Annotated in this window: 17 protein-coding genes; 6 read left to right on the forward strand and 11 right to left on the reverse strand. The window is 60.9% G+C overall.

All coding sequences use genetic code 11. From position 1 onward, the window contains the following. Window positions 1-38: 38 nt before the first annotated feature. Complete coding sequence (locus AACY30_RS11605; RefSeq protein ID WP_339414893.1) at window positions 39-512, forward strand: cyclic nucleotide-binding domain-containing protein; 474 nt, start codon at window positions 39-41, stop codon at window positions 510-512. Here the strand turns inward: AACY30_RS11605 and AACY30_RS11610 are convergent. After that, entirely contained in the window at window positions 509-787 is a 279-nt protein-coding gene (locus AACY30_RS11610; RefSeq protein ID WP_339471183.1) for a hypothetical protein, read from the reverse strand. The two genes, AACY30_RS11605 and AACY30_RS11610, sit on opposite strands and share 4 nt — an antisense overlap. Before the next feature lie 78 nt (window positions 788-865). Here AACY30_RS11610 and AACY30_RS11615 point away from each other — a divergent pair, with 78 nt between their 5' ends. Next, window positions 866-1,552, forward strand: coding sequence for a hypothetical protein (locus AACY30_RS11615; RefSeq protein WP_339471184.1), 687 nt, complete (start codon window positions 866-868; stop codon window positions 1,550-1,552). 37 nt (window positions 1,553-1,589) lie between these two features. Here the strand turns inward: AACY30_RS11615 and AACY30_RS11620 are convergent, their stop codons facing one another. Then, entirely contained in the window at window positions 1,590-2,510 is a 921-nt protein-coding gene (locus tag AACY30_RS11620; protein ID WP_339471185.1) for a ParB/Srx family N-terminal domain-containing protein, read from the reverse strand. Window positions 2,511-2,608: 98 nt separating this feature from the next. Here AACY30_RS11620 and AACY30_RS11625 point away from each other — a divergent pair, with 98 nt between their 5' ends. The 3 genes from AACY30_RS11625 (at window position 2,609) to AACY30_RS11635 (ending at window position 3,960) form a co-directional block, all read left to right on the forward strand. Continuing rightward, the gene (locus tag AACY30_RS11625) at window positions 2,609-2,983 is read left to right on the forward strand and encodes a YajD family HNH nuclease (RefSeq protein ID WP_057723014.1); all 375 of its coding nucleotides are present in this window, start codon (window positions 2,609-2,611) and stop codon (window positions 2,981-2,983) included. 99 nt (window positions 2,984-3,082) lie between these two features. Next, the gene (locus tag AACY30_RS11630; protein WP_339471186.1) at window positions 3,083-3,550 is read left to right on the forward strand and encodes an RNA methyltransferase; all 468 of its coding nucleotides are present in this window, start codon (window positions 3,083-3,085) and stop codon (window positions 3,548-3,550) included. Window positions 3,551-3,618: 68 nt separating this feature from the next. Continuing rightward, window positions 3,619-3,960 (forward strand): YgaP family membrane protein, encoded by a 342-nt coding sequence (locus AACY30_RS11635; protein ID WP_339471187.1) that lies wholly within the window; start codon window positions 3,619-3,621, stop codon window positions 3,958-3,960. A gap of 116 nt (window positions 3,961-4,076) precedes the next feature. Here the strand turns inward: AACY30_RS11635 and AACY30_RS11640 are convergent, their stop codons facing one another. Together AACY30_RS11640 and AACY30_RS11645 are read right to left on the reverse strand one after the other, a co-directional pair. Next, window positions 4,077-5,294 carry a hypothetical protein gene (locus AACY30_RS11640; protein WP_339471188.1) on the reverse strand — a complete coding sequence of 406 codons (1,218 nt, stop codon included), beginning with the start codon at window positions 5,292-5,294 and terminating at the stop codon, window positions 4,077-4,079. 12 nt (window positions 5,295-5,306) lie between these two features. Further along, complete coding sequence (locus AACY30_RS11645; RefSeq protein ID WP_049709459.1) at window positions 5,307-5,756, reverse strand: YcgN family cysteine cluster protein; 450 nt, start codon at window positions 5,754-5,756, stop codon at window positions 5,307-5,309. A 154-nt stretch (window positions 5,757-5,910) separates the two neighbouring features. Here AACY30_RS11645 and AACY30_RS11650 point away from each other — a divergent pair, with 154 nt between their 5' ends. Continuing rightward, on the forward strand, window positions 5,911-6,495 hold the full coding sequence (locus AACY30_RS11650; RefSeq protein ID WP_339471189.1) for a nitroreductase family protein: 585 nt from the start codon (window positions 5,911-5,913) through the stop codon (window positions 6,493-6,495). A 49-nt stretch (window positions 6,496-6,544) separates the two neighbouring features. Here AACY30_RS11650 and AACY30_RS11655 read toward each other — a convergent pair whose 3' ends face one another. From AACY30_RS11655 to AACY30_RS11685, 7 genes are all read right to left on the reverse strand, one after another. Continuing rightward, on the reverse strand, window positions 6,545-10,849 hold the full coding sequence (locus AACY30_RS11655) for an SET domain-containing protein-lysine N-methyltransferase (protein ID WP_339471190.1): 4,305 nt from the start codon (window positions 10,847-10,849) through the stop codon (window positions 6,545-6,547). A 5-nt stretch (window positions 10,850-10,854) separates the two neighbouring features. Further along, the gene (locus tag AACY30_RS11660; protein ID WP_339540347.1) at window positions 10,855-14,073 is read right to left on the reverse strand and encodes an OspG family effector kinase; all 3,219 of its coding nucleotides are present in this window, start codon (window positions 14,071-14,073) and stop codon (window positions 10,855-10,857) included. Between the two features lie 164 nt (window positions 14,074-14,237). Then, window positions 14,238-15,170, reverse strand: a complete 933-nt coding sequence (locus AACY30_RS11665) for a D-2-hydroxyacid dehydrogenase (RefSeq protein WP_339471193.1) — start codon at window positions 15,168-15,170, stop codon at window positions 14,238-14,240. 107 nt (window positions 15,171-15,277) lie between these two features. After that, window positions 15,278-15,571, reverse strand: a complete 294-nt coding sequence (locus tag AACY30_RS11670) for a YcgL domain-containing protein (RefSeq protein WP_339540348.1) — start codon at window positions 15,569-15,571, stop codon at window positions 15,278-15,280. Next, window positions 15,568-16,701: a ribonuclease D gene (gene rnd, locus AACY30_RS11675; protein ID WP_339471194.1), complete on the reverse strand. Its 1,134-nt coding sequence runs from the start codon at window positions 16,699-16,701 to the stop codon at window positions 15,568-15,570. The genes AACY30_RS11670 and rnd overlap by 4 nt, the downstream gene beginning before the upstream one ends. Before the next feature lie 122 nt (window positions 16,702-16,823). Next, the gene (locus AACY30_RS11680) at window positions 16,824-17,423 is read right to left on the reverse strand and encodes a class I SAM-dependent methyltransferase (RefSeq protein WP_339438721.1); all 600 of its coding nucleotides are present in this window, start codon (window positions 17,421-17,423) and stop codon (window positions 16,824-16,826) included. Window positions 17,424-17,525: 102 nt separating this feature from the next. Beyond that, window positions 17,526-18,896, reverse strand: a complete 1,371-nt coding sequence (locus AACY30_RS11685) for a glutamine synthetase family protein (RefSeq protein WP_339471195.1) — start codon at window positions 18,894-18,896, stop codon at window positions 17,526-17,528. Between the last annotated feature and the right edge of the window lie 82 nt (window positions 18,897-18,978).

Consider the following 18,978-nt stretch of genomic DNA (forward strand, 5'->3'; position numbering starts at 1 on the left):
GGACCGCCCTACATGATTGATGGATCAAGATTGCAGCCATGACACTACCCACGCTTCTCAACGACGAAATCCGCGACATGCTCATGGACTGCGGCCTGTTCGACCCGCTGTTTCCGGAAGATTTTCACGTCGCCGCCGGCTACTTCAACATCAGCAGCATTGCCCGTGACGAAGCGATTTTTCTCGAGGGCGATGCCGGTACTTTCATGTGCATCATCCACAGCGGCCAGGTGGCGGTGCAAAAAACCAATAGCGACGGCCAACGCCTGACCATCGCCACCCTGCGCAGTGGCCGGGCCTTTGGTGAAATGGCGGTGCTTGACGGCGAGCGGCGCTCCGCCAGTTGCGTGGCCGCCAGTGACTGCGTGCTGCTCAACCTGGGCAAGGACGCCTTGGAAAAGATGCTCAACGAAACCCCCAGGGTTGCCGCCAAGATCATCCGTGCGATTGCCATCGCCCTGTCCAAGCGCCTGCGCATGGCCGATGGGCAGCTGCTATCGCAACAGTTTTAACCGCCGGGCGTCTTCGGTTTGCTGTCGTTCTGCTGCAGGCCGGGTACCGTCTGGTCCTTCGGCGGCGTCGGCAGCACGATGGGCACAAGGGGCGGCGAGCCGTTAGTCTTGGGCATGGCCGGTGGGGTGACTTGCGGGTACAGCGTCGGCGTCGGCGTGCCCGGTGCACCTGGCGTAGGGGCCGGCGCAATCGGTACGGTTTGCAACTCCTGAGCCTGCGCTGTACCGGATGCGAGCGCGCTCAACACAATGACCGTTAGAATGCTGCACTTCATCGATGGCTCCATGGCCTGACCGGAATGTCACAAGGCTACTCCCAACCGCGCAAGAATGCCCTTCCCAATGAGATTTCCATGAAACGTTTCGTTCTGCTCGACACCACCCCGATCCCCGACAACGGCGGTGCCTTGTGCCTGTTCGAATACGGTGAAGATTTTGTCATCAAGATCCAGGGCGGTGACGGCGGCCAGTTGATGAACACGCGTATGCACGGTTCCGAAGATGCCTTGGCGCAAATCCCCTGCTGCAAAGTCGCCGGTCGCCCGGATTCGCGGGTATTGATCGGCGGGTTGGGCATGGGGTTTACCCTGGCTTCAGCCCTAAAGCACCTGGGCAAAACCGCCGAAGTGGTTGTTGCGGAGTTGGTGCCGGGCGTCGTGGAATGGAACCGTGGGCCGCTGGGAGAAAAATCCGGCCGCCCGCTACTGGATCCGCGCACGGTGATCCGTATGGAAGATGTAGCCAAGGTGCTGCAAGCCGAGCCCCAGGGCTTTGACGCGATCATGCTGGACGTCGACAACGGCCCCGAAGGCCTCACGCAAAAAGCCAACAGCTGGCTGTACTCCGCCGCAGGCCTGGCCGCCTGCGCCAAGGCCCTGCGCCCCAAAGGCGTGCTGGCCGTATGGTCGGCCAGCGCCGACAAGCTGTTCAGCGACAAACTGCGCAAGGCCGGTTTCAAAGCCGAGGAAGTGCAGGTGTTTGCCCATGGCAACAAGGGCACCCGGCACACCATCTGGATTGCGGAGAAGCTCAAGGGTTGATCACACCGCAAGCCCGCTCCCACATTTTTAATCGGAATTAGTTTCGAGAATTGCGGTAATCGATCACGTACGGCACTTTTTTGTCGAAGGTCTTTTCCAGCTCATCCCGGTCGAGCTTGGTCATGCCACCCAACTGATGAGAGGTAAAACCGCTATCCCCGACCTGCGACCCCGGCGCCAGGCTGACCATGCGCTTGGCTACAGCCTCAATCGCATCTTTGTAGCCGCCTTTCTTGTTCAGGTTGAACGCGGCCAGGTCAATCTGCGTACGCAACCAGTTGCCCCAGTAAAACTCCAGGAACTCCGGCGCGATCTCCCCAGCCTCCGGCTTGCCATAGGCCGCCTTACGGGTGAAATACACCAGGCTGCGGAAGGTGTCGTCCTGCAGGTTTTTGAAGCCCAGGTGCGCGGGCAACTGCTCGGGCGGCAGCGTCTGCCCCCTGTTGTCCTTGAGCCAGACTTTGCGCGCTGCCTCCATCCGCCGCCAGAAGCTCGCTAAAGTCGGGCTGTTGCTAAAGTCGTCGGTAACCTTGACCCACATCTTCAACCGAGGGCCACCGCCGGGCACTTCCCATAAAGTGGTGAAACTGTGGTGACCGTCGGTCAGGTACAGCTGGCCAGCGGGGCCGAGCACCACGGTTTTCATGTCATCGGGATGGGTGCCCACCGGGTCCTTGCAGGTGAAACTGGAGGGTTTGTGCAGGTCTGCGTTCTTGGGCACCTTGTCAGCTTCGCCCTGGCCGTTGGTTTCGCAGTACTCATCGAAGACCTTGGCGGGTTTGTCGGCAAACAGCCCGAGGCTGTAGTAGATCTGGTCGAAGCCCACCACGCCCTGGGTCGGGTGCAAGTGTTCGAGTGCAACCTCGATCACTTGGCCGGGTTTTGGCGTGGAGAACGCTTGGGCCTGGGCAACCACCCCACACAGCAACAACGCAGCAGTCCATGATTGCAGACGCATGATATTGAGCTCCTTATCGACAAAGTGAAGCGGTCATTTACAACGCAAGCGGCTAGAATCAACCTTATCCGTGAACCACCCAATAGCCAGGAGCCATGATGAGCTCGACCAATCCGCCCTCCCACACCGCCAAGCTGGATCGTATCCTCGCCGATGCCCAGCGCGACCGGGAAATGGGCTATCGCGACAAAGCCTTGAAAATGTACCCCCACGTGTGCGGCCGCTGCGCCCGTGAGTTCGCCGGCAAACGCCTGAGTGAGCTGACCGTACACCACCGCAACCACAATCATGATGACAATCCCCAGGACGGTTCCAACTGGGAGTTGCTGTGCCTGTACTGCCACGACAACGAACACTCGCGCTACACCGACCAGCAGTACTTCGGCGAAGGCTCCACCAGCAGCCCGACAATTGCCAAGGCGACGCATAATCCGTTTGCGGCGTTGGCTGGCCTTATGAAGAAAGACGGCTGAAAGCATCAAGCTGCAAGCTGCAAGAAAAAGCCGCTCCGCTTTTAACTTGCAGCTTGTAGCTTGCCGCTATAATGCTGCCTTTTTAAGGCACCCTTCCCCGTGGGCAATAAACGCTACAGCTGCATCGGTCTGTATAACCCCAAATCCCCCGAAAACGTCGGCTCGGTCATGCGTGCCGCCGGCTGCTACGGCGTGGCCTCGGTGTTCTACACCGGCGTGCGCTACGCGCGCGCCCGGGATTTCATCACCGACACCAAGAAAGTCCACCACGACATTCCGCTGATCGGCATCGATGACCTGAAAAAGATCCTGCCCCTGGGCTGCATCCCTGTCGCTGTGGAGCTGGTGGAAGGTGCTCGCGCGCTGCCTGAATACACCCACCCCGACCGCGCGCTGTACATCTTCGGGCCGGAAGACGGCTCCCTAGACAAAGATATCCGCGACTGGTGCGAAGACGTGGTCTACATCCCGACCACCGGCTGCATGAACCTCGCCGCCACCGTCAACGTGGTGCTCTACGATCGACTGGCCAAGGGCAACAACACCCGTTCGGGCCCCAAGTATTGATTTTTCCGGAACATCCGGCAGGTGCCAGCAGTCAGCTACATATCACTAGCCCACGTTGGAGACAGATCATGAGCGACAGCAAAACCTTGCGTCCTATCATCGAACACGCCCCGTTTGAAACGCAGCCGCAGCAAAACGTACACGGTTGGGAGCGCATCGGCTCGGTGGCCGGTGGCGTGATGATGGTGGGCAAAGGCCTGCGCCGTGGCGGGATTTTCGGCTTGATCCAAGTGGCGATCGGCGGCGTGGCGCTGGCGCGTGGGTTCACCGGGCACAGTTCGCTCAAGGACAAACTTGCACAGGGCCGCCAGGAAATGAACACGGTGCGTGCGAAGATCGAGCGGGCCGGGGAAGAGTTGCAGAACTTGAAGACCAAGGCGGAAGTGGCGGCTGAAAAAGCAACCAAGTAGTCCAGCCGAACTCGGTTAAATGTGCGCGCTTGCCCGCGATAGCAGTGTGTCAGGTTGCTGGCTCAGTAGCTGATAGACCGCTATCGCAGGCAAGCCAGCTCCCACAATGATTTCCGTCAACGCAATAATTTGCTGTCCAGCACCACTGAGGGCTCGCCAGTAATGCTCTCAGCCAGCTTTACGAACTCCGCAGTGGTGATGCTGTTCGCGCGCATCACCGCCTGAGACAAGTCATCCAGCGACCGTTTGTTATGAGTCTTCACCCGAATCTCGCGATCCAACTCCTGTAACACCATCACCGCCCGTGCCACCGTCGCGCCGCTGACATGCTCGCCGCGCAGGCTGGTCACGTCCTTGCCTTCCTTCGCCAGGCGCGCCTGGATGGCCTCATACCGCTCATCGGTAATGCCTCCGGCTCGGCGCAGCAGTTCGATCGCGTAATACTCGCCCAACCCCTCGCTGACCCAGTCACTGGCGTCGTGATCATTGAAGCGCCCAATCGCCTGCACCACTTCACGGATCAACGGGCTGATGCCGTTCTCACCGACCAGCGACGTGCGGCTGTTGAGGTAAATCGAGTCGCGCGCCGCCAGCGCGCCACGGCGCATCGGGTCACTGGCGCCCACCACCAGCAGCTTGGCCGGACGACGCGGGAACGCTGCTTCTACTTGGGGCCAGACAAAAGTCAGCAACGTCAGCACATCCATGCGCCGCATGGCCTGGCCCTTGGGCGAGGCCACGCTGACTTCAGTCTCGCCCAGGCGCACGCGACGGCTGCCGAGGGTGCCGGCGAGCATCCAGCCGGTGGGTCGGTCGAACAGGCGGGAGACGTTATCAATGCGGAATTTGTTCTTGCCGATACGCGGCCATGCGGTTTCGACGCTTTTCCAGCCAGCCGGCAGTTCGAACACCAGCCGGGAGACCAACTCGACACCGTCTTGCTGGTCGAGCCGCGCCGTCGGCACCAGGTCTTCACCGCGAAACAGCGCCCAGCTCGGCGTCATGCGCGCTTCATAGGTGCCGGGCTTGCGCGCGTGGGTGAGGCGCACGCGGTAGGTCAGGCTGGCCTTGTTGGCGCTGGGTTGCCACAGGCCACGGTGCTCAGTGATGCTCCATCGGCCGTCGGCCTTGAAGTCGCTGTAGTCACCGTCGTGGCCGAGGTCGAAGTTCAGGCTGCGCACTGCCGAGCCCTGTGACAGGCTTACGCGCACCTCGGCCTGATCGCTCTGGGGCAGGAGTTTGACGTGATAATCCAAGTCAACTTTCTTCGCGCTCCACGCTGGCATGCTCAGCGCCAGCAGTACCAGGCTCACCCCCAACCGCCCCCCTTTCATACACACTCCTTTTCAGCCGGCACGAAAAATCAGGTAGTCCTCCCAGTCGTCCTCGGGCACGCTGCCTTCGCTGAGCATGCGCCCGGACTGGGAAATGCGTTCTTGGTGCACAGCATCGCGGTCGCCGCAGACCAAGTGGTGCCACAGTGGCAGGTCCTTGCGTTCGCTGACCAGGCGATAGCCGCAGGTCGGCGGCAGCCATTTGAACTGATCCGCCTGGCCCGGGGTGAGCTGGATGCAGTCCGGCACCGATGCACGACGGTTGGGGTAGTCGGTGCACTGGCAGGTTTTCAGGTCAAGCAGTTTGCAGGCGATACGCGTGTAATAGACGCTGTTGTCGTCTTCATCCTCGAGCTTTTGCAGGCAGCACAGGCCACAGCCGTCGCACAACGACTCCCACTCCTCCTGATCGAGGTGTTCAAGGGTTTTGCGTATCCAGAAAGGTTCGACTTTGGCGGCCATGGCTCTACATCAGTATCGGTAGGTGAAAAGGCCGTCAGTCTAGTGCCCACGGCCCCTGGGGCCAAGCGCTTACGACTGGCGGTGTAACACCACTTGTCAGTCTAGTGAGCGCGCAGTAGCCTTGAACGCCGAATTGACGATCAGGAACTGCTCCATGACACGTGTTGCCGACTATCCGATCGATCCCCAGTTCACCGACCGCTGGTCACCCCGCGCCTTCACCGGCGAAACCATCTCCCAAGAAACCCTGCTGAGTTTCTTTGAAGCCGCGCGCTGGGCGCCGTCCGCCTACAACTCGCAGCCATGGCGTTTTCTTTACGCGCGCCGCGACACGCCGGACTGGGAGCGTTTCCTGGGTTTGCTGAATGAATTCAACCGTGGCTGGGCGCAACACGCGTCGGCTCTGGTGATCATCGCGTCGAAAACCGACTTCACCGCCCCCGGCGCCACCGAAGAAACCCCAGCGCTGTGGCACACCTTCGACACCGGTTCGGCCTGGGGCCACCTGGCGTTGCAAGCCAGTATCAGCGGCTGGCACACCCACGGCATGGCCGGCTTCGATCAGGAGCTGACCCGCAAAGAGCTGAAGATTCCAGACGGTTATGCGCTGCATGCGGCCGTGGCGGTTGGCAAGCTGGGCGATAAATCGACCTTGCCGGAGTACCTGCAAAGCCGTGAAGCGCCAAGCCCGCGCCGGCCGTTGAGCGAGCTGGTGTCGGAAGGTGATTTTAGCCTCTGAGCCCGGCACCCTGTTGTGCGGCGAGCCTTGAAGGTCTCGCCGCACAACCTCAGACGGCAGGTTCCTGTTTGGGCACTAACCCCGGCGTCACGTCGTAGAGCGGGCCATAGTCGAGCAACAACTCATCGCCGGCCTTGATGTCCTTGAGCGCCACATAAAACGACAGGTTCTTGCCCACGGCGATGGAAATCACGTTGTTGCTCTGCCACGCAGGCCCATTCCTCAATTGTGACGTGTTCACCAGGCTCAGAGTATTACCGCTGTTCAAGGCACTCACCGAGCGCGTGCCCGAGCGTGTGCCGAACAGGTACGTCAGCACTGCCCGCGAGCCTTGCTTGCGCTGCTCCTGAAACAGGGAGGCGTCGGTTGCATGATATTTGCCGGCGTAAGGGCCGAGCACTTCGAATTGCGCGATGTCTCGCCGTGCCCATACCGAAGCACCACGGGCTGGCCCGCCGTCATCCAGCGGCGTCACCACTTCAAGCATCTGGTCGAAACGCGGCCCATGGCTGCCTTCGCTTCGCAGCCAGTCCTTGATCGAGTCTTTGATCCGGTCGGCCACCACCTTTTTCTGCGCCGGCTCCAACCCGTCAAGCAACCCATACCAATGCGCAATGCGAATATCATCGATCGGCCCTTCAATCGCCTGGGTCAAGCTGAGCCTGGGGTTGGCCGGGTCCTGTAAAATCGGCAGCGTATTATCCACCGAATGGGTCCCCAGCGTGCGCAACGGGACAACCTCCGGCTCGGTCTTGATAATCGCCGCAGCGGCCGGAGGATCGCCGTCGGCGGGTTTGGACAAATCCAGTGGGGCATCCTGCGCCGGGGGCATGTTATCCGGTGCAGGCCGTTTGCGCGTCGCGCCTGGGGCAGGAAACCTGGCAGCCGGCTGGGTAGCCAGGTTTTCCTGCGCCCTGCTCAGACGTCGCGCCCCCGAGGTGTTGAAGGAGCCATCGCTATACACATGAGCTTTCCAGTCCACTGGATTGAGCGTGTGTTGTCGCCGGAACGCCTCTTGGGTCACCCGATTGTTCGGTTGCCGGGAGAGCCGGTGCCACTTCAGCAAATGATCGTCAGTCAGCTGGTTGTACTTGCCGCCGCCGGCCCTGAACAACAGCGCTTCGCCGCGTGGCAGCAGGCCGCCGGTGTGTTTGACGCAGGATTTGAAGTCGCCCACATCAAGATGATGGAGGCTGGCGAATCCTTCCATGGTTGCCGCATCCCGCGCTTGTTGGGTCATGCCCTGCCAATCACGCAGATGGTGGGGAGTCAGCGTGCGCGAGGGCGCACCTGCCGCGCGGTCGCGTACGATCACGCCTGCGGCACTCAACGTTCCGTCGGGCTGCACGTAATACGTCAGGGTCGGCAGGTTCAAGCGGTGCTGCCTCGCAAACCCCTTCAGCGTGAGCCGCTGCTGCTCCTGGCTGGAGAGCGCCTCCCATGCGCGCAGGTGCGTGGCGTCAATGTGGGCGCCGCCCAACGCGGCGAGGTGCTGCCACTGGTCACCCTGAACATGCTGGACCAGTAGCTCGGTTTGCCGGTTATTGTGATAAATCCGCGCCTGCACCACGCCCTCTTCAGTGCGTGTCACCTGGCGAACTTCATAGACGGCGGTGTCGCCGCTGCTGTCGGTATGGCGGATATGGGAACGGTGACCATCGGCGGCGACATACACCCCTTGGCTATTGCGCGTCAGCCCATCCAGGTTCGACTCCGCCACCTTGAATTGCCGATACTGCGCATTATCCAATTCGCTGGCGTGCTCGATATGCGCCGTGCTGACTGCGCCGTCCACGGCCCGGGTATGCGCGGTGAAATCTTCGAGAGGGCTGCCGTAAGGTTGCATTGCGTCGGCATCGAACGCGTACCAGCGGCCGTCCTTGAGTACCGCCGCGCCATCCACCCGACGTTCGGCCACGCTGAACGTGCCAATGGCCGCAGCGTCATAGTCTTTGCTCATGGCCTTGAGCACGTCATAGCTGCCCGTGGCACCCCGCAGCCGATTGATCGCGGCGCTGCCTTTTGCAACCGCGAAGCTGATGCTACCCACTGCTAGATCACCAAACCCGCCCAGTGGATCGAACGCACCGATGGCGGCGGTGCCGATTACCTTGGTCGCACGCAGCGCTTTGCTTGCAGTGGAAATGGCCGTCGCGCCGATCTTGGCGACTTTGCCGGCGGTGGCCAGGCCCGCCGTGAGAAAACCCAGTACATCCAACGCAAGGTCCATCGCGCCGTCGCCGTAGTTGCCATTCTGGAAATTGACAATGGCCGATCGCAGCGGCACCAGGTTCAGCAAAAACGTTTCAAACGCCTTGGCCCTGTCATGCTGGCGGTCTCCGGTGGTCTTGCCCCTGGCCTCTTCCTTGATGGCAGGGTCATCCAGCGCCAGATGTTCGACGAATGCAGCAGCGATCGCTTCGCTTCGCGCACTGTTGAAACTGTCCGGCGGCGCCGTTCCCGAGGTCCGCTCGCGACTTAGCTCGCCTACGGCTTCGGCGGGTGTGAATACCTTGGTCTCCCGTACCCGATTGGCGTCCCTTGAGCGTTGCTCGCGGGCTTTGTAGAGCTGTGCAGGTTGTACCGTGCCGTTGTGAAAATCGATCTCATACGCCGAGGCCACGCCGTTTCGCTCAGTCTTTACCAGCAACCGCGGTTGCTTCGGGCCTCGCGTTTTTGAGGTGAAATCCAGCCCAAGCGTGTGGGAAGTCTGCTGAAACAGGGTGATTTTGCCGAACTCGACATTACGTCGATGCTCCAAAGGCAATTGTGCAATGAGGTGTTTGACCGTAATGCCGATGGCGGATTTTTTGCCGCTGATGAATGTGTCGAACTGCTGATCGAACGCCTCGGTCACACCAAACCTGGGATTGGCATTCAAGGCTGCCAGCGGCAGGCGATTATCCGCCGAGACGAATGGCGCCGGGCTGGGCAAATCCATCATTGCGATATCGAGCAACGAATGGTCCCCCACCAGCGATGTGCGGTGCCCCGGCCCAGCGTAGTTGTGCGTGGCTAACAGCCTCTCTTCAAACAACGCGCCAAGGTCGCCAAACCGCTCGACGAGTTTGGCCAGCGCGATGTCTCTGCGCATCGGCATCGCTTGATTCAATGCCTGTGAAGCCGACAAGCGCTGGCCAAGCCGGACATTGAACGTCGCCCTGACACTGTCCAGTTGTTCGCTCGAGTATTGATCATCGCCGCGTCTTTCGATCACACCATTGGCCACGCCCCAATCTGCCAGCGCCGTTTTGCGCGCACGTTCGGTCATCACGGGATCGACCATGGCCGCATGTTCTGCCCGGATCATGACCTGGGCGAATGTCATGTTCGCAACCGTTCCCGGCGACTGTGCCTCAATCGTCGCCGCCGCCACCGACAGGCTGACCCACGCCGGGCTGCCGTACGTGAGGTTGCCGGGCAGGTCCTTGACCAGAAACTCGGGGGCCTTGTTTGCCAACAGCAAATAAGCGCCAGCGTTGGCCATCAGCGGGCTGCTTTTGCGCTGGGTGATCAGATGCTGGCGCAGGCCCTCGACCACCACCGCGGCAGGCTCGCCCCAATGTTGCTCTTGCATCAAGTCAAAGCCGGCCACTTTATTGCGGTGCGGCGCGGAGATTGATTCAGGGTCCAGGTGCAGATTGATTGCCGCGAGCAGATAGTCATTCGCGCTGTTCTCGGTGGCGATGCCACCCAGTCCGTGTTGCAGCGTCTGTCCCAAGCGCTGCGCTGCGGCGGAGCCGATCAGCGTGTTCAGCGCCTTGACCGGGTCAACCAACTCATCAGGGGAAAGCGTGTTGGGGTAACTGAGAAAGTCCAGAACCCCTTTGGTCTGCATCACCAGCGGCTGCTCACCCTGTGCATGATCATGCCGCTGGGTGATGTCGCGCATCCTGCGCTGTTGATCCGGGCTCAACGGATTCGGCCATGAGAGCGCGCCGCTCAAGTTGCCAAGCGGGTGCTGCAAGGCCCGGTCGCTCACAGCGTCGGCCAGGGATGTCAGCGAAAACAGGTTATACGGCAAGCCCAGTCCCTTGCCCTGAATAAATGCCGCGAGATTGACCGTGCTACCCAGTGCTGCGGCGTCGGATGATTCAGGCCGCACGGCCATAGGCGTGGTTTGAAGTGTGGTCTTGATCATTTCGGCAGTGGGGTTTTCGGCCAGGCGTGCGGCGATCTCATAGAGCTTGACGCCCAGCGTTGCAAGGTTGCCCTTGTCGCCCAATGACGCGTGTAACGTCGAGGCACGGTGGGTTTTGCCGGCGACGTCCACAGACGGCTGCGTCGTCTGTTGGACCGCCGGGCTGGACGAGATGACCTGCTGCTGACGAGAAGGGAAATCAATGATGTTCATAGTGATTACCTGTCGCCAGCACGCACGAGTTCGTTGAAGTCGCTCTGCAACTGAGCCTTTTTGCGTGCGTAATCACTAAGGGTCATGTCATGCAGAAACTTGTCGCTGGCCAACATTTCCGGGCTCAGTGACTGAATGTCCACCGGATAGACTTTTTTATCTTTCAACGAGTACAGAAAGTTATTCAAATGCAGATCGTTATGGTAGATCCCTTTGTCTTCCATGCCTTTCAACGCGTCATCCAGCCAGATGCGGACTACTGGGGGCAAGCTGCGCTTGGGCACATCATCCAGTGCGATGCCATCCAGTCTTTTCATTTTGATGTAGGAGCGCCCGTCCTCCACCATGGCCTCTGCAAAACCGGCACCATAGTAGGTATTCAGACGGTGCGCCTCGGAAGTGGCGTAATCGGGGATCTTCGTGGCGGCTTTCGTGTGAAGGTCTTTGTAAACACTTTTGCCATCCAGGCTTGCGTAAAGAGTGCTCTCGCCGCCGCCGCCAATCACTGGTCCCAGGTCTGCTTTCACGGAAGACCCGTTACCGCCCCGCGCCGTCAAACGCTGCCATTGATCGCCCTGTACGTGCTGGACCAGTAGCTCGGTTTGCCGGTTATTATGATAAATCCGCGCCTGCACCACGCCCTCTTCAGTGCGAGTCACCTGGCGAACTTCATAGACGGCGGTGTCGCCGCTGCTGTCGGTATGGCGGATATGGGAACGGTGACCATCGGCGCCCACATAGACCCCTTGGGTGTTGCGCGAAACCCCGGCTATTTTCGATTCGACGACGCCGTAATTGGCAAACAGCGCATTGCTCAATTCATTACCCGGCGCTACACCTATCACGCCGTCGACGGCCCGTGTGACGGGAGAAAACCCTTCGAGCGGGCTGCCATAGGCCTGCAGCGTGCGCGCATCCAGGCCATACCATTTGCCGTCTTTGAGCACCGCGCCGCCTTCGATGCTCTGACCTACGGCCTTGAACGTCCCAGTGGCTGCCACGCCGTGCTGTTGGCTGGCGGCCTTGAGCACGTCATAACTGCCCGTTGCACCGCGAAGCATGTTCACGCTTTCGCGTCCCTTGGCGAACGCCAACCGCGTGACAGTACCCAGCGCGTACCCGCCCGCCATCGCCAAATCGCCCAGGCCGTTGAACGGGTTGAACATTTCGATCGTCGCGGCGCCCACAAATCGCGCAACCTTCGACAGCCCGCCGAGTGTTCTGACGCCTTTCGAAAGTGCCTTGCCGGCCTGCGCAGCCTTGCCCGCCCCCAAGGTGACAAGACCCATTACATCCAGGCTCAGATCAAACAGGCCGTCGGCGACTCTGCCGTTCATAAAGTTGACGATGGCCGATCGCAGTGGGATGAGGTTGAGGAAAAACTCGCCGATGGCCTGGTCGGTGGCTCTGCCCTGATCAAATGACGTCACGCCGCGTGCCTGTTGCAACAGGTCGTCATTGCCCAACCCCAGCGCCTTGACGAATACCTTGCCGATGGCTTTGCTGCGGCCGGAACCATAGGACTGCAGGTGGACGGAGGGCAGCGGCTTTTCGGTGTATTGCCCGGGTGGTAGATCAAACAGGCTGGTCTTGCTGACGATATTTGCGTCTCGGGACTCCAGGTTTTTTGCCGTATAGGGCGGTGTATAGCGGGCTATCAGATAGTTCTGTTTTTTGATGCTGCCATTTCTGGTATCCAGCTCATAAATATTGACCGCTCCATCCAGGGTGGTTTTCACCTGCAGCGTATGCCCGCGAGTGTGCAGGGCCTGCGGCGAAAAAAAATCCCCGGCTATCTTGTATTGATCGGTGCGAAAAAATTCGAGCGCACCATATTCGAAGTTGTTTCTGTCCTCCACGGGCAGGGTGGAAATCAGATACTGGACCAGGCCTCCGTGACCCTGTTCGTGTGACGTGATGGCCTTGTCATACTGCGCACCGAAAGCATCGTTGACGTCCAGCCGGCCGGTTTCATACAGCTGGCAGAACACCTCGCCCGGCACCCGCTTATCCCGCGCCAACCAATGCTCCTGGGCATTGAGTTTGCCGCCTTCCATGACGATATCGAGCATCGAATACAGCCCGGGAAACGCGCCCGGCCGTCCTGGGTTAAGCCAGGCCTTTTGTAAGGCGGGCAGTTCGAATGCCTGCGGATCCAGCGTTGGAAAGTGCTCCTTGAGCGTGGCAAGCGCCATGGCCCGTCGGCTGGGTATCGGCGTTTGCACCGCGGCACACGCGTCCGTCAGCGTGCTGAGTTGACGGTTATAACGTGTGCGTACACGCTCCATCTCGGTTTCGCTGGGCATCGCTGAAGCGACGTTCAGCAATGCGTTGGCCGCCCCCCAGTTCACGAGGGCCAGTTGCTCGGCCGCTTGCACGCTAACCCCGCGCCCAGTGAGGGTATCGGCATGCGCCACGACTTCGGCGTAGCTCATCGTGTGCGCACGTCCGGGCGAGTCGGCTTCCACCTTGGCCGTGGCTATCACCAGTTGCGTCCACAGCAGGCTGCCGTAGGTCACGCTGGCGGGAACGTCTTTGACCAATAACTCCGGGGCGGTTCTGGCCAGCAGCAGGCAGGCTGCCAGGTTCGCGGTTTGCACCGTGGCTCTGCCCTGATCGATCAGATGACGACTGAGCCCGTCAATCACCTCTGACGCAGGTTTGCCCCAATATTGGCGCGCCGCAAGATCAAACCCGGCGACGCTGTTTGGGCGCGCAACACGCAGCTCCGGGTCCAGGCCCAGGTGGATGGCGGCCAGCAAATAGTCGTTGCTACTGGTGGCCGTCGCAATGCCGTTCACCCGGGTTTGCAGGGCCTGCCCTAACGCTTGAGCCTTAGAGGATCCGAGCAGTTTTTGCAGGGTGATGTCGGGTGTATTCAGGTCAGCATTGGCGACCGAACTGCCACTCAGCAAATAACCCAATGCGCCCTTGCGTGCATCCACCAGCGGCAGCCCCGGTAGAGTGGCGTCGGGGTCCTGCAACAGTGTGATGATCGCATCTTGGTCGGACTTGGACAGAGGCATTGGCCAGGCCAGCGCCCCGCCGAAATTACCCAGCGGTGGGGCCGTCGCTTGGCGCGGGGCCTGTGCTGTCGGCTGCGCTGCCAGGGCCGCCGAAGGTTCGGGCACGCTCGTTGCGCCGGGGTCGACGATGGATGCTGGTGGTTGTGTCGAGATGGATACGTGGGGGAAACTGGAGCGTGAGGAATTGCTGGCGATCATGTGCACACCTGTCCATAGCTGAAGGAACGTCCTGCCGGGCACGCGATTAGCGGCCTAGGCGTTCACTGGGTGTACAAACCCAGTGAGGAGGTTCCAGCGCAACTGTCAGGGTTCATGTCAGGGGCAAGAGCTAAGGGCAGATGTGGCTCGAGTAGCAGGTCGACTTAGTACCCGCGCTCGAAACTCACTTCACCGCGCAACGCAGTCTTTGCTTGATACGCGCGCAGGTTTTCCAGGAACAGCGCCACCATCATCGGCGGCGAAGTCGGCGCCGAGCTGTGCCCAGTCAACAACAACCCCCAGGCGGTCCAGAACGGATGACGCTGCGGCAGCGGCTCCTGACGGCAGACATCGATCACTGCGCCCGCCAAATGCCCTTCCTTCAAGGCCTCGACCAAGTCAGCATCGACCACCGCCACACCGCGCCCGACGTTGATAAACACCCCCGTCGGCTTGAATTGCTTGAACAGCGCTGCGTCGAACACGTCATGGGTATTCGGCGTGTTGGGCAGCAGGTTGATCACGTAGTCCACCTCCCCCACCAGCCGGCCCAGTTGGTCGAGCCCAGCCACTTCGAGAAACGGTGCCTGCTCACGCGCTTCGCTTGCGATGCCATACAGCTTCACGCCAAACGGCACGAGGAACCCGGCAACGCTCTGCCCGATGTCGCCGGTGCCGACGATCAACGCCTTGCGCCCCGCCAGGCTCTGGCCCAAGCGGTTGTCCCACTTGCGCTCGACCTGGCTGACCAGGCGCGCCAACACTTCGCGCTCGTGGCCGAGCATATAGGTGAGGACAAATTCAGCCATGACCTGGCCAAAGATGCCGACCGCGCGGGTCAGGCGGTAGTCGCGCGGCAAGCCTTCGGCCAGCAGCGGCGTAATGCCAGCCCAGGTCGATTGCAGCCATTGCGGATGATGGCCCTGGCGCAACAACGTCGCCAGCAGGTCGGGCTGGCCCAGCCATACCGGGCAATCGGCGGCCAGGCGCGACAGTTCGGCGGAGTCGCCGCTGGTCAGCACCTCAAGGTCCGGGGCCAGGTCACCCAGCAATCGAGCGTAGAGCGGGTGATCCTGTTCAGCAATCAGAACACGCATGGTTCAAACCTTTCAAAAACAATACGGACGGCCGCCCGCATCCTTACGGCCACCGCCCACTTATACGATTCCATTGAAGACTGTGCCCTGAACAGGGCACTCACCGATCACATCGGGTCGTTACGGCGCAGCAGCTCTTCGGGCAAGTGTTCGATGTACTCGTCCTCGGCCGGCGGCATTTGCAGGTGGTAACCCTGCTTGTCGAGGTTTTCCAGGACCACGGCGATGTCCTCACGGGACAGTCTGCGCTCCGGCGTCAGCACCATGTCAAACGCGTGATGCGCCTTGCCGAAGGCGTCCATCAAGGGTTCAGGCACGCGCTCCAAAGCATCACTTTTCAGCACGTAGAGGTACATCCCGTCTTTTTTCTTGCTGCGATAGATGGAGCAAATACGTTTCAAGGCTGTTCTCCGGCAGTGGCCAGGCTGTCGAGCAGCGCCTGGCCCATCAACTCACGGCGCCAGCCACGCAGCGAGTCTGGCAATTTATAAGGCCCATCGGGGTAGCCACTTTTGACCAGGGCTTCGAGGGTTTTCTTGCGCAGCATCAGTTCCGGAGCCATGTCCAGGCGCTCGGCGAACGTTTGGCCCAAGGCGCGCAGTTGCTTGATCAATGCAGCGGCATCCACCGGCAAAGGCTCGGCAACGGCAGGTGGCCATTGGTCCATCGGCACGCTGCCGGCACGTTTGATCAGGTCGAGCAGAAACGGGCCGTCCTGACGCACGGTGCGCGGGTGCATGTCTTCGATCTTGCCCAGGGCGGCGAGGTTATCCGGCTGGGATTTGGCCAGGGGCCACAACGCGTGTTCGCGGATGATGCGGTTGCGCGGCAGGTCACGGGCGCGGGCTTGCTGCTCGCGCCAGGCACACAGCTCACGCAGCACGGCGAGTTGGGCACGTGAGAGTTTCCACGCCAGCTTGGCGTCGCGGTACACCTCGTACGGGTCGACTTCGCGGCGCAGGTTGGCGACCAATTCGGCACCATCGTCCAACACCCAGGCGTATTTATCGTCGGACAACCGCGGACGCAGACGGATGTACACCTCGGCCAGGTGCAGCGCGTCTTCGGCGGCGTAGCTGATCTGCGTCTCGGACAACGGCCGCTGCAGCCAGTCCGAACGGGTCTCGCCCTTGGGCAGTTCGATATCCAGCACGGCTTGCACCAGGCGCGAATAGCCCATGGAGAAGCCAAGATTCAGATAAGCGGCAGCCAATTGGGTATCGAACAACGGCACCGGCAGGCTGCCGGTCAGGCGCAGCAACACTTCCAGGTCTTCGCTGCAAGCGTGCACCACCTTGATCACCGCCGGGTTTTCCAGGAGGGCGGCCAACGGTTGCCAGTTGTCGATGGTCAGGGGGTCGATCAGGTAAGCGCGCACGCCATCACCGATCTGGATCAGCCCGGCAATAGGATAAAAGGTGTCGACCCGCATGAATTCGGTGTCGAGGGCGACGAATGGCAACTGCTGCCATTCGGCGCAATGCTGGCCGAGGCTATCGTTGTCGCAGATCCAGTGAATATCGATGGCCACACGGCTCTCCCTTGAAGAATGGCGCGCAGTATATATCGCGAAAGGGACTTGCGAGCATCCGCAGTGCAGAGGCGACCATGAAAACTCAGGCAAGACTTGAAGAATAGTCCGACAGGCGGGACTTATCCTCTCTTACGCAGTACGTAAACCCGCCACACGCTTGAGCCTGGCATGAATTCCTGATAATTCAGGACCTTGAAGCCGGCCTGCCGAAACTCGTCCTCTACGGCGGTACGAGAATTGACAGAAACGATCACCGTGTCGCGGCTGACCCGGTGAAATTCGCGCAGTAACGCCAAGCGCCCTTCACTGCTGGGGACATGGCGAAACAACTCCAGGCAGAAAATGCAGTCCACTGCGTTCGCCGACAAGCCGATTGAAAATGCCGAGCCCTGAAACGTCTTGACTCGTTTGAGCAAGGACGCCGGGTGGTGACTGCGTGCGTGGTCGAGCATGTCCTGGGAATTGTCCGATGCCAGGATCACCCGGTTGACGTGTTCGGCCAACACCGGCCAGAAACGCCCGGAACCGCAGGCCAGATCGAGCACCAGCCCAGGTTCACCGGCGACCTTCAACGCCTGGCGCACCAGCCACTCGTCGCGCCATGACGCCAGGCGCCGCCGCAGTCCCGGCGGGCGCGTATCGCCGCAAACCCGAGCGTGCTCACGGTCACAGCGCTCGGCGTATTCGATCTCGATGGAGGATGGTGGTGGTGACGGCATCGCGGGCTCATGTAAGTAGAACAGTAGTGAACGACCTTGATTGGCAGATTAAACACCACAACGTGAAAAAAAGGTCGAAGCCACCACCGCCCTTTCACCGGCTCACGCCTGATGCAAATACCAGCGCCAATCCTGCTCCCCTACCTCGCCCATGAACTGGCGATACTCAGCGCGTTTTACCGCCAGGTACACGCCGAGGAATTCACTGCCAAATGCCTCCCGCGCCCAGCTTGAACCTTCCAGCGCGCGCAGAGTGGTAAGCCAGTCGGTCGGCAGCAGCTCCTTGGCCTGGGCGTAGCCGTTGCCCTCCACCGGAGCGCCGGGGTCGCGCTGTTCACGGATGCCACGGTGAATGCCGGCCAGGATTGCGGCAGCCGCCAGGTAAGGGTTGGCGTCGGCGCCGCAGATGCGGTGTTCGATATGCCGGGAGTTGGCCGGCCCACCAGGCACACGCAGGCTGACGGTGCGGTTGTCCACGCCCCAAGTGGCGGCCAGCGGCGCGTAGCTGTTGGTTTGGAAGCGACGGTAAGAGTTGGCATTGGGGCAGAACAGCAACAGCGAATCGAGCAAGGTGCTGAGCATGCCACCCACCGCCTGGCGCAGCAGCGGCGTGCCGTCAGTGGCTTCGCTGGCGAACAGGTTATTGCCCGCGGCGTCCGCCAGGCTCACGTGCATGTGCATGCCAGTACCAGCCAGGTCATCGAACGGCTTGGCCATGAAGCAGGCGGTCATCCCGTGTTTGTGCGCCACGCCCTTGACCAAGCGTTTATAGCGCACCGCTTCATCCATGGCTTGCAGGGCGTCGGTACGGTGTTCAAGGGTGATTTCCACTTGACCGGGGGCGTATTCGGAAATCGCCGTGCGCGCCGGGATGCCTTGCAGTTTGCAGGCGCTGTAGAGGTCGGCGAGGAACGGCTCGATCTGTTCCAGCTCGCGCAGGCCGTAGACCTGGGTCGAACGCGGGCGCCCGCCATCCACATCCCGCGCCGGTTGTGGCCGGCCATTGCTGTCGGGTTTTTGGTCAAGCAGGTAAAACTCCAACTCCGCCGCCATCACGGGGTAATAACCATCGGCCTTGAGCCCGTCGATCACTTTGGCCAGCAAATGCCGGGGATCAGCCACGGTGGCGGGCAGACCTTCGGTGGGGTGCATGCTGACCTGCACCGCCGCCGTCGGGATCAGCCGCCACGGCATGCGCTGCAAACTGCCGCTGATCGGGTAGGCGCGGCAGTCGATATCGCCCACCTCCCACACCAACCCGGAGTTTTCCACGTCGTCGCCATTGATGGTCAGGCCCAGGATAGTGCTGGGCAAGGGCCGGCCGCTCTCGTACACCGCCAGCAGCTCATCGCGGTGCAGCAACTTGCCGCGTGGCACACCATTGTTGTCGAGGATAAACAGCTCGAACATTTCGATGTCCGGGTTGTGTTCGAGGTAAGACCGGGCTTCGTTCAGGCAGGCAAACACACTCATGGGCATTCTCATACGTTTGTGTAAAGCAGACGCGCAGGTGCACGCCATCCAAGGGATGGATCAACGTAGGAATGAGGTATCT

It is taken from the genome of Pseudomonas sp. RA_5y_Pfl1_P24 (genome assembly GCF_963970945.1).
Classification (GTDB): domain Bacteria; phylum Pseudomonadota; class Gammaproteobacteria; order Pseudomonadales; family Pseudomonadaceae; genus Aquipseudomonas; species Aquipseudomonas tritici.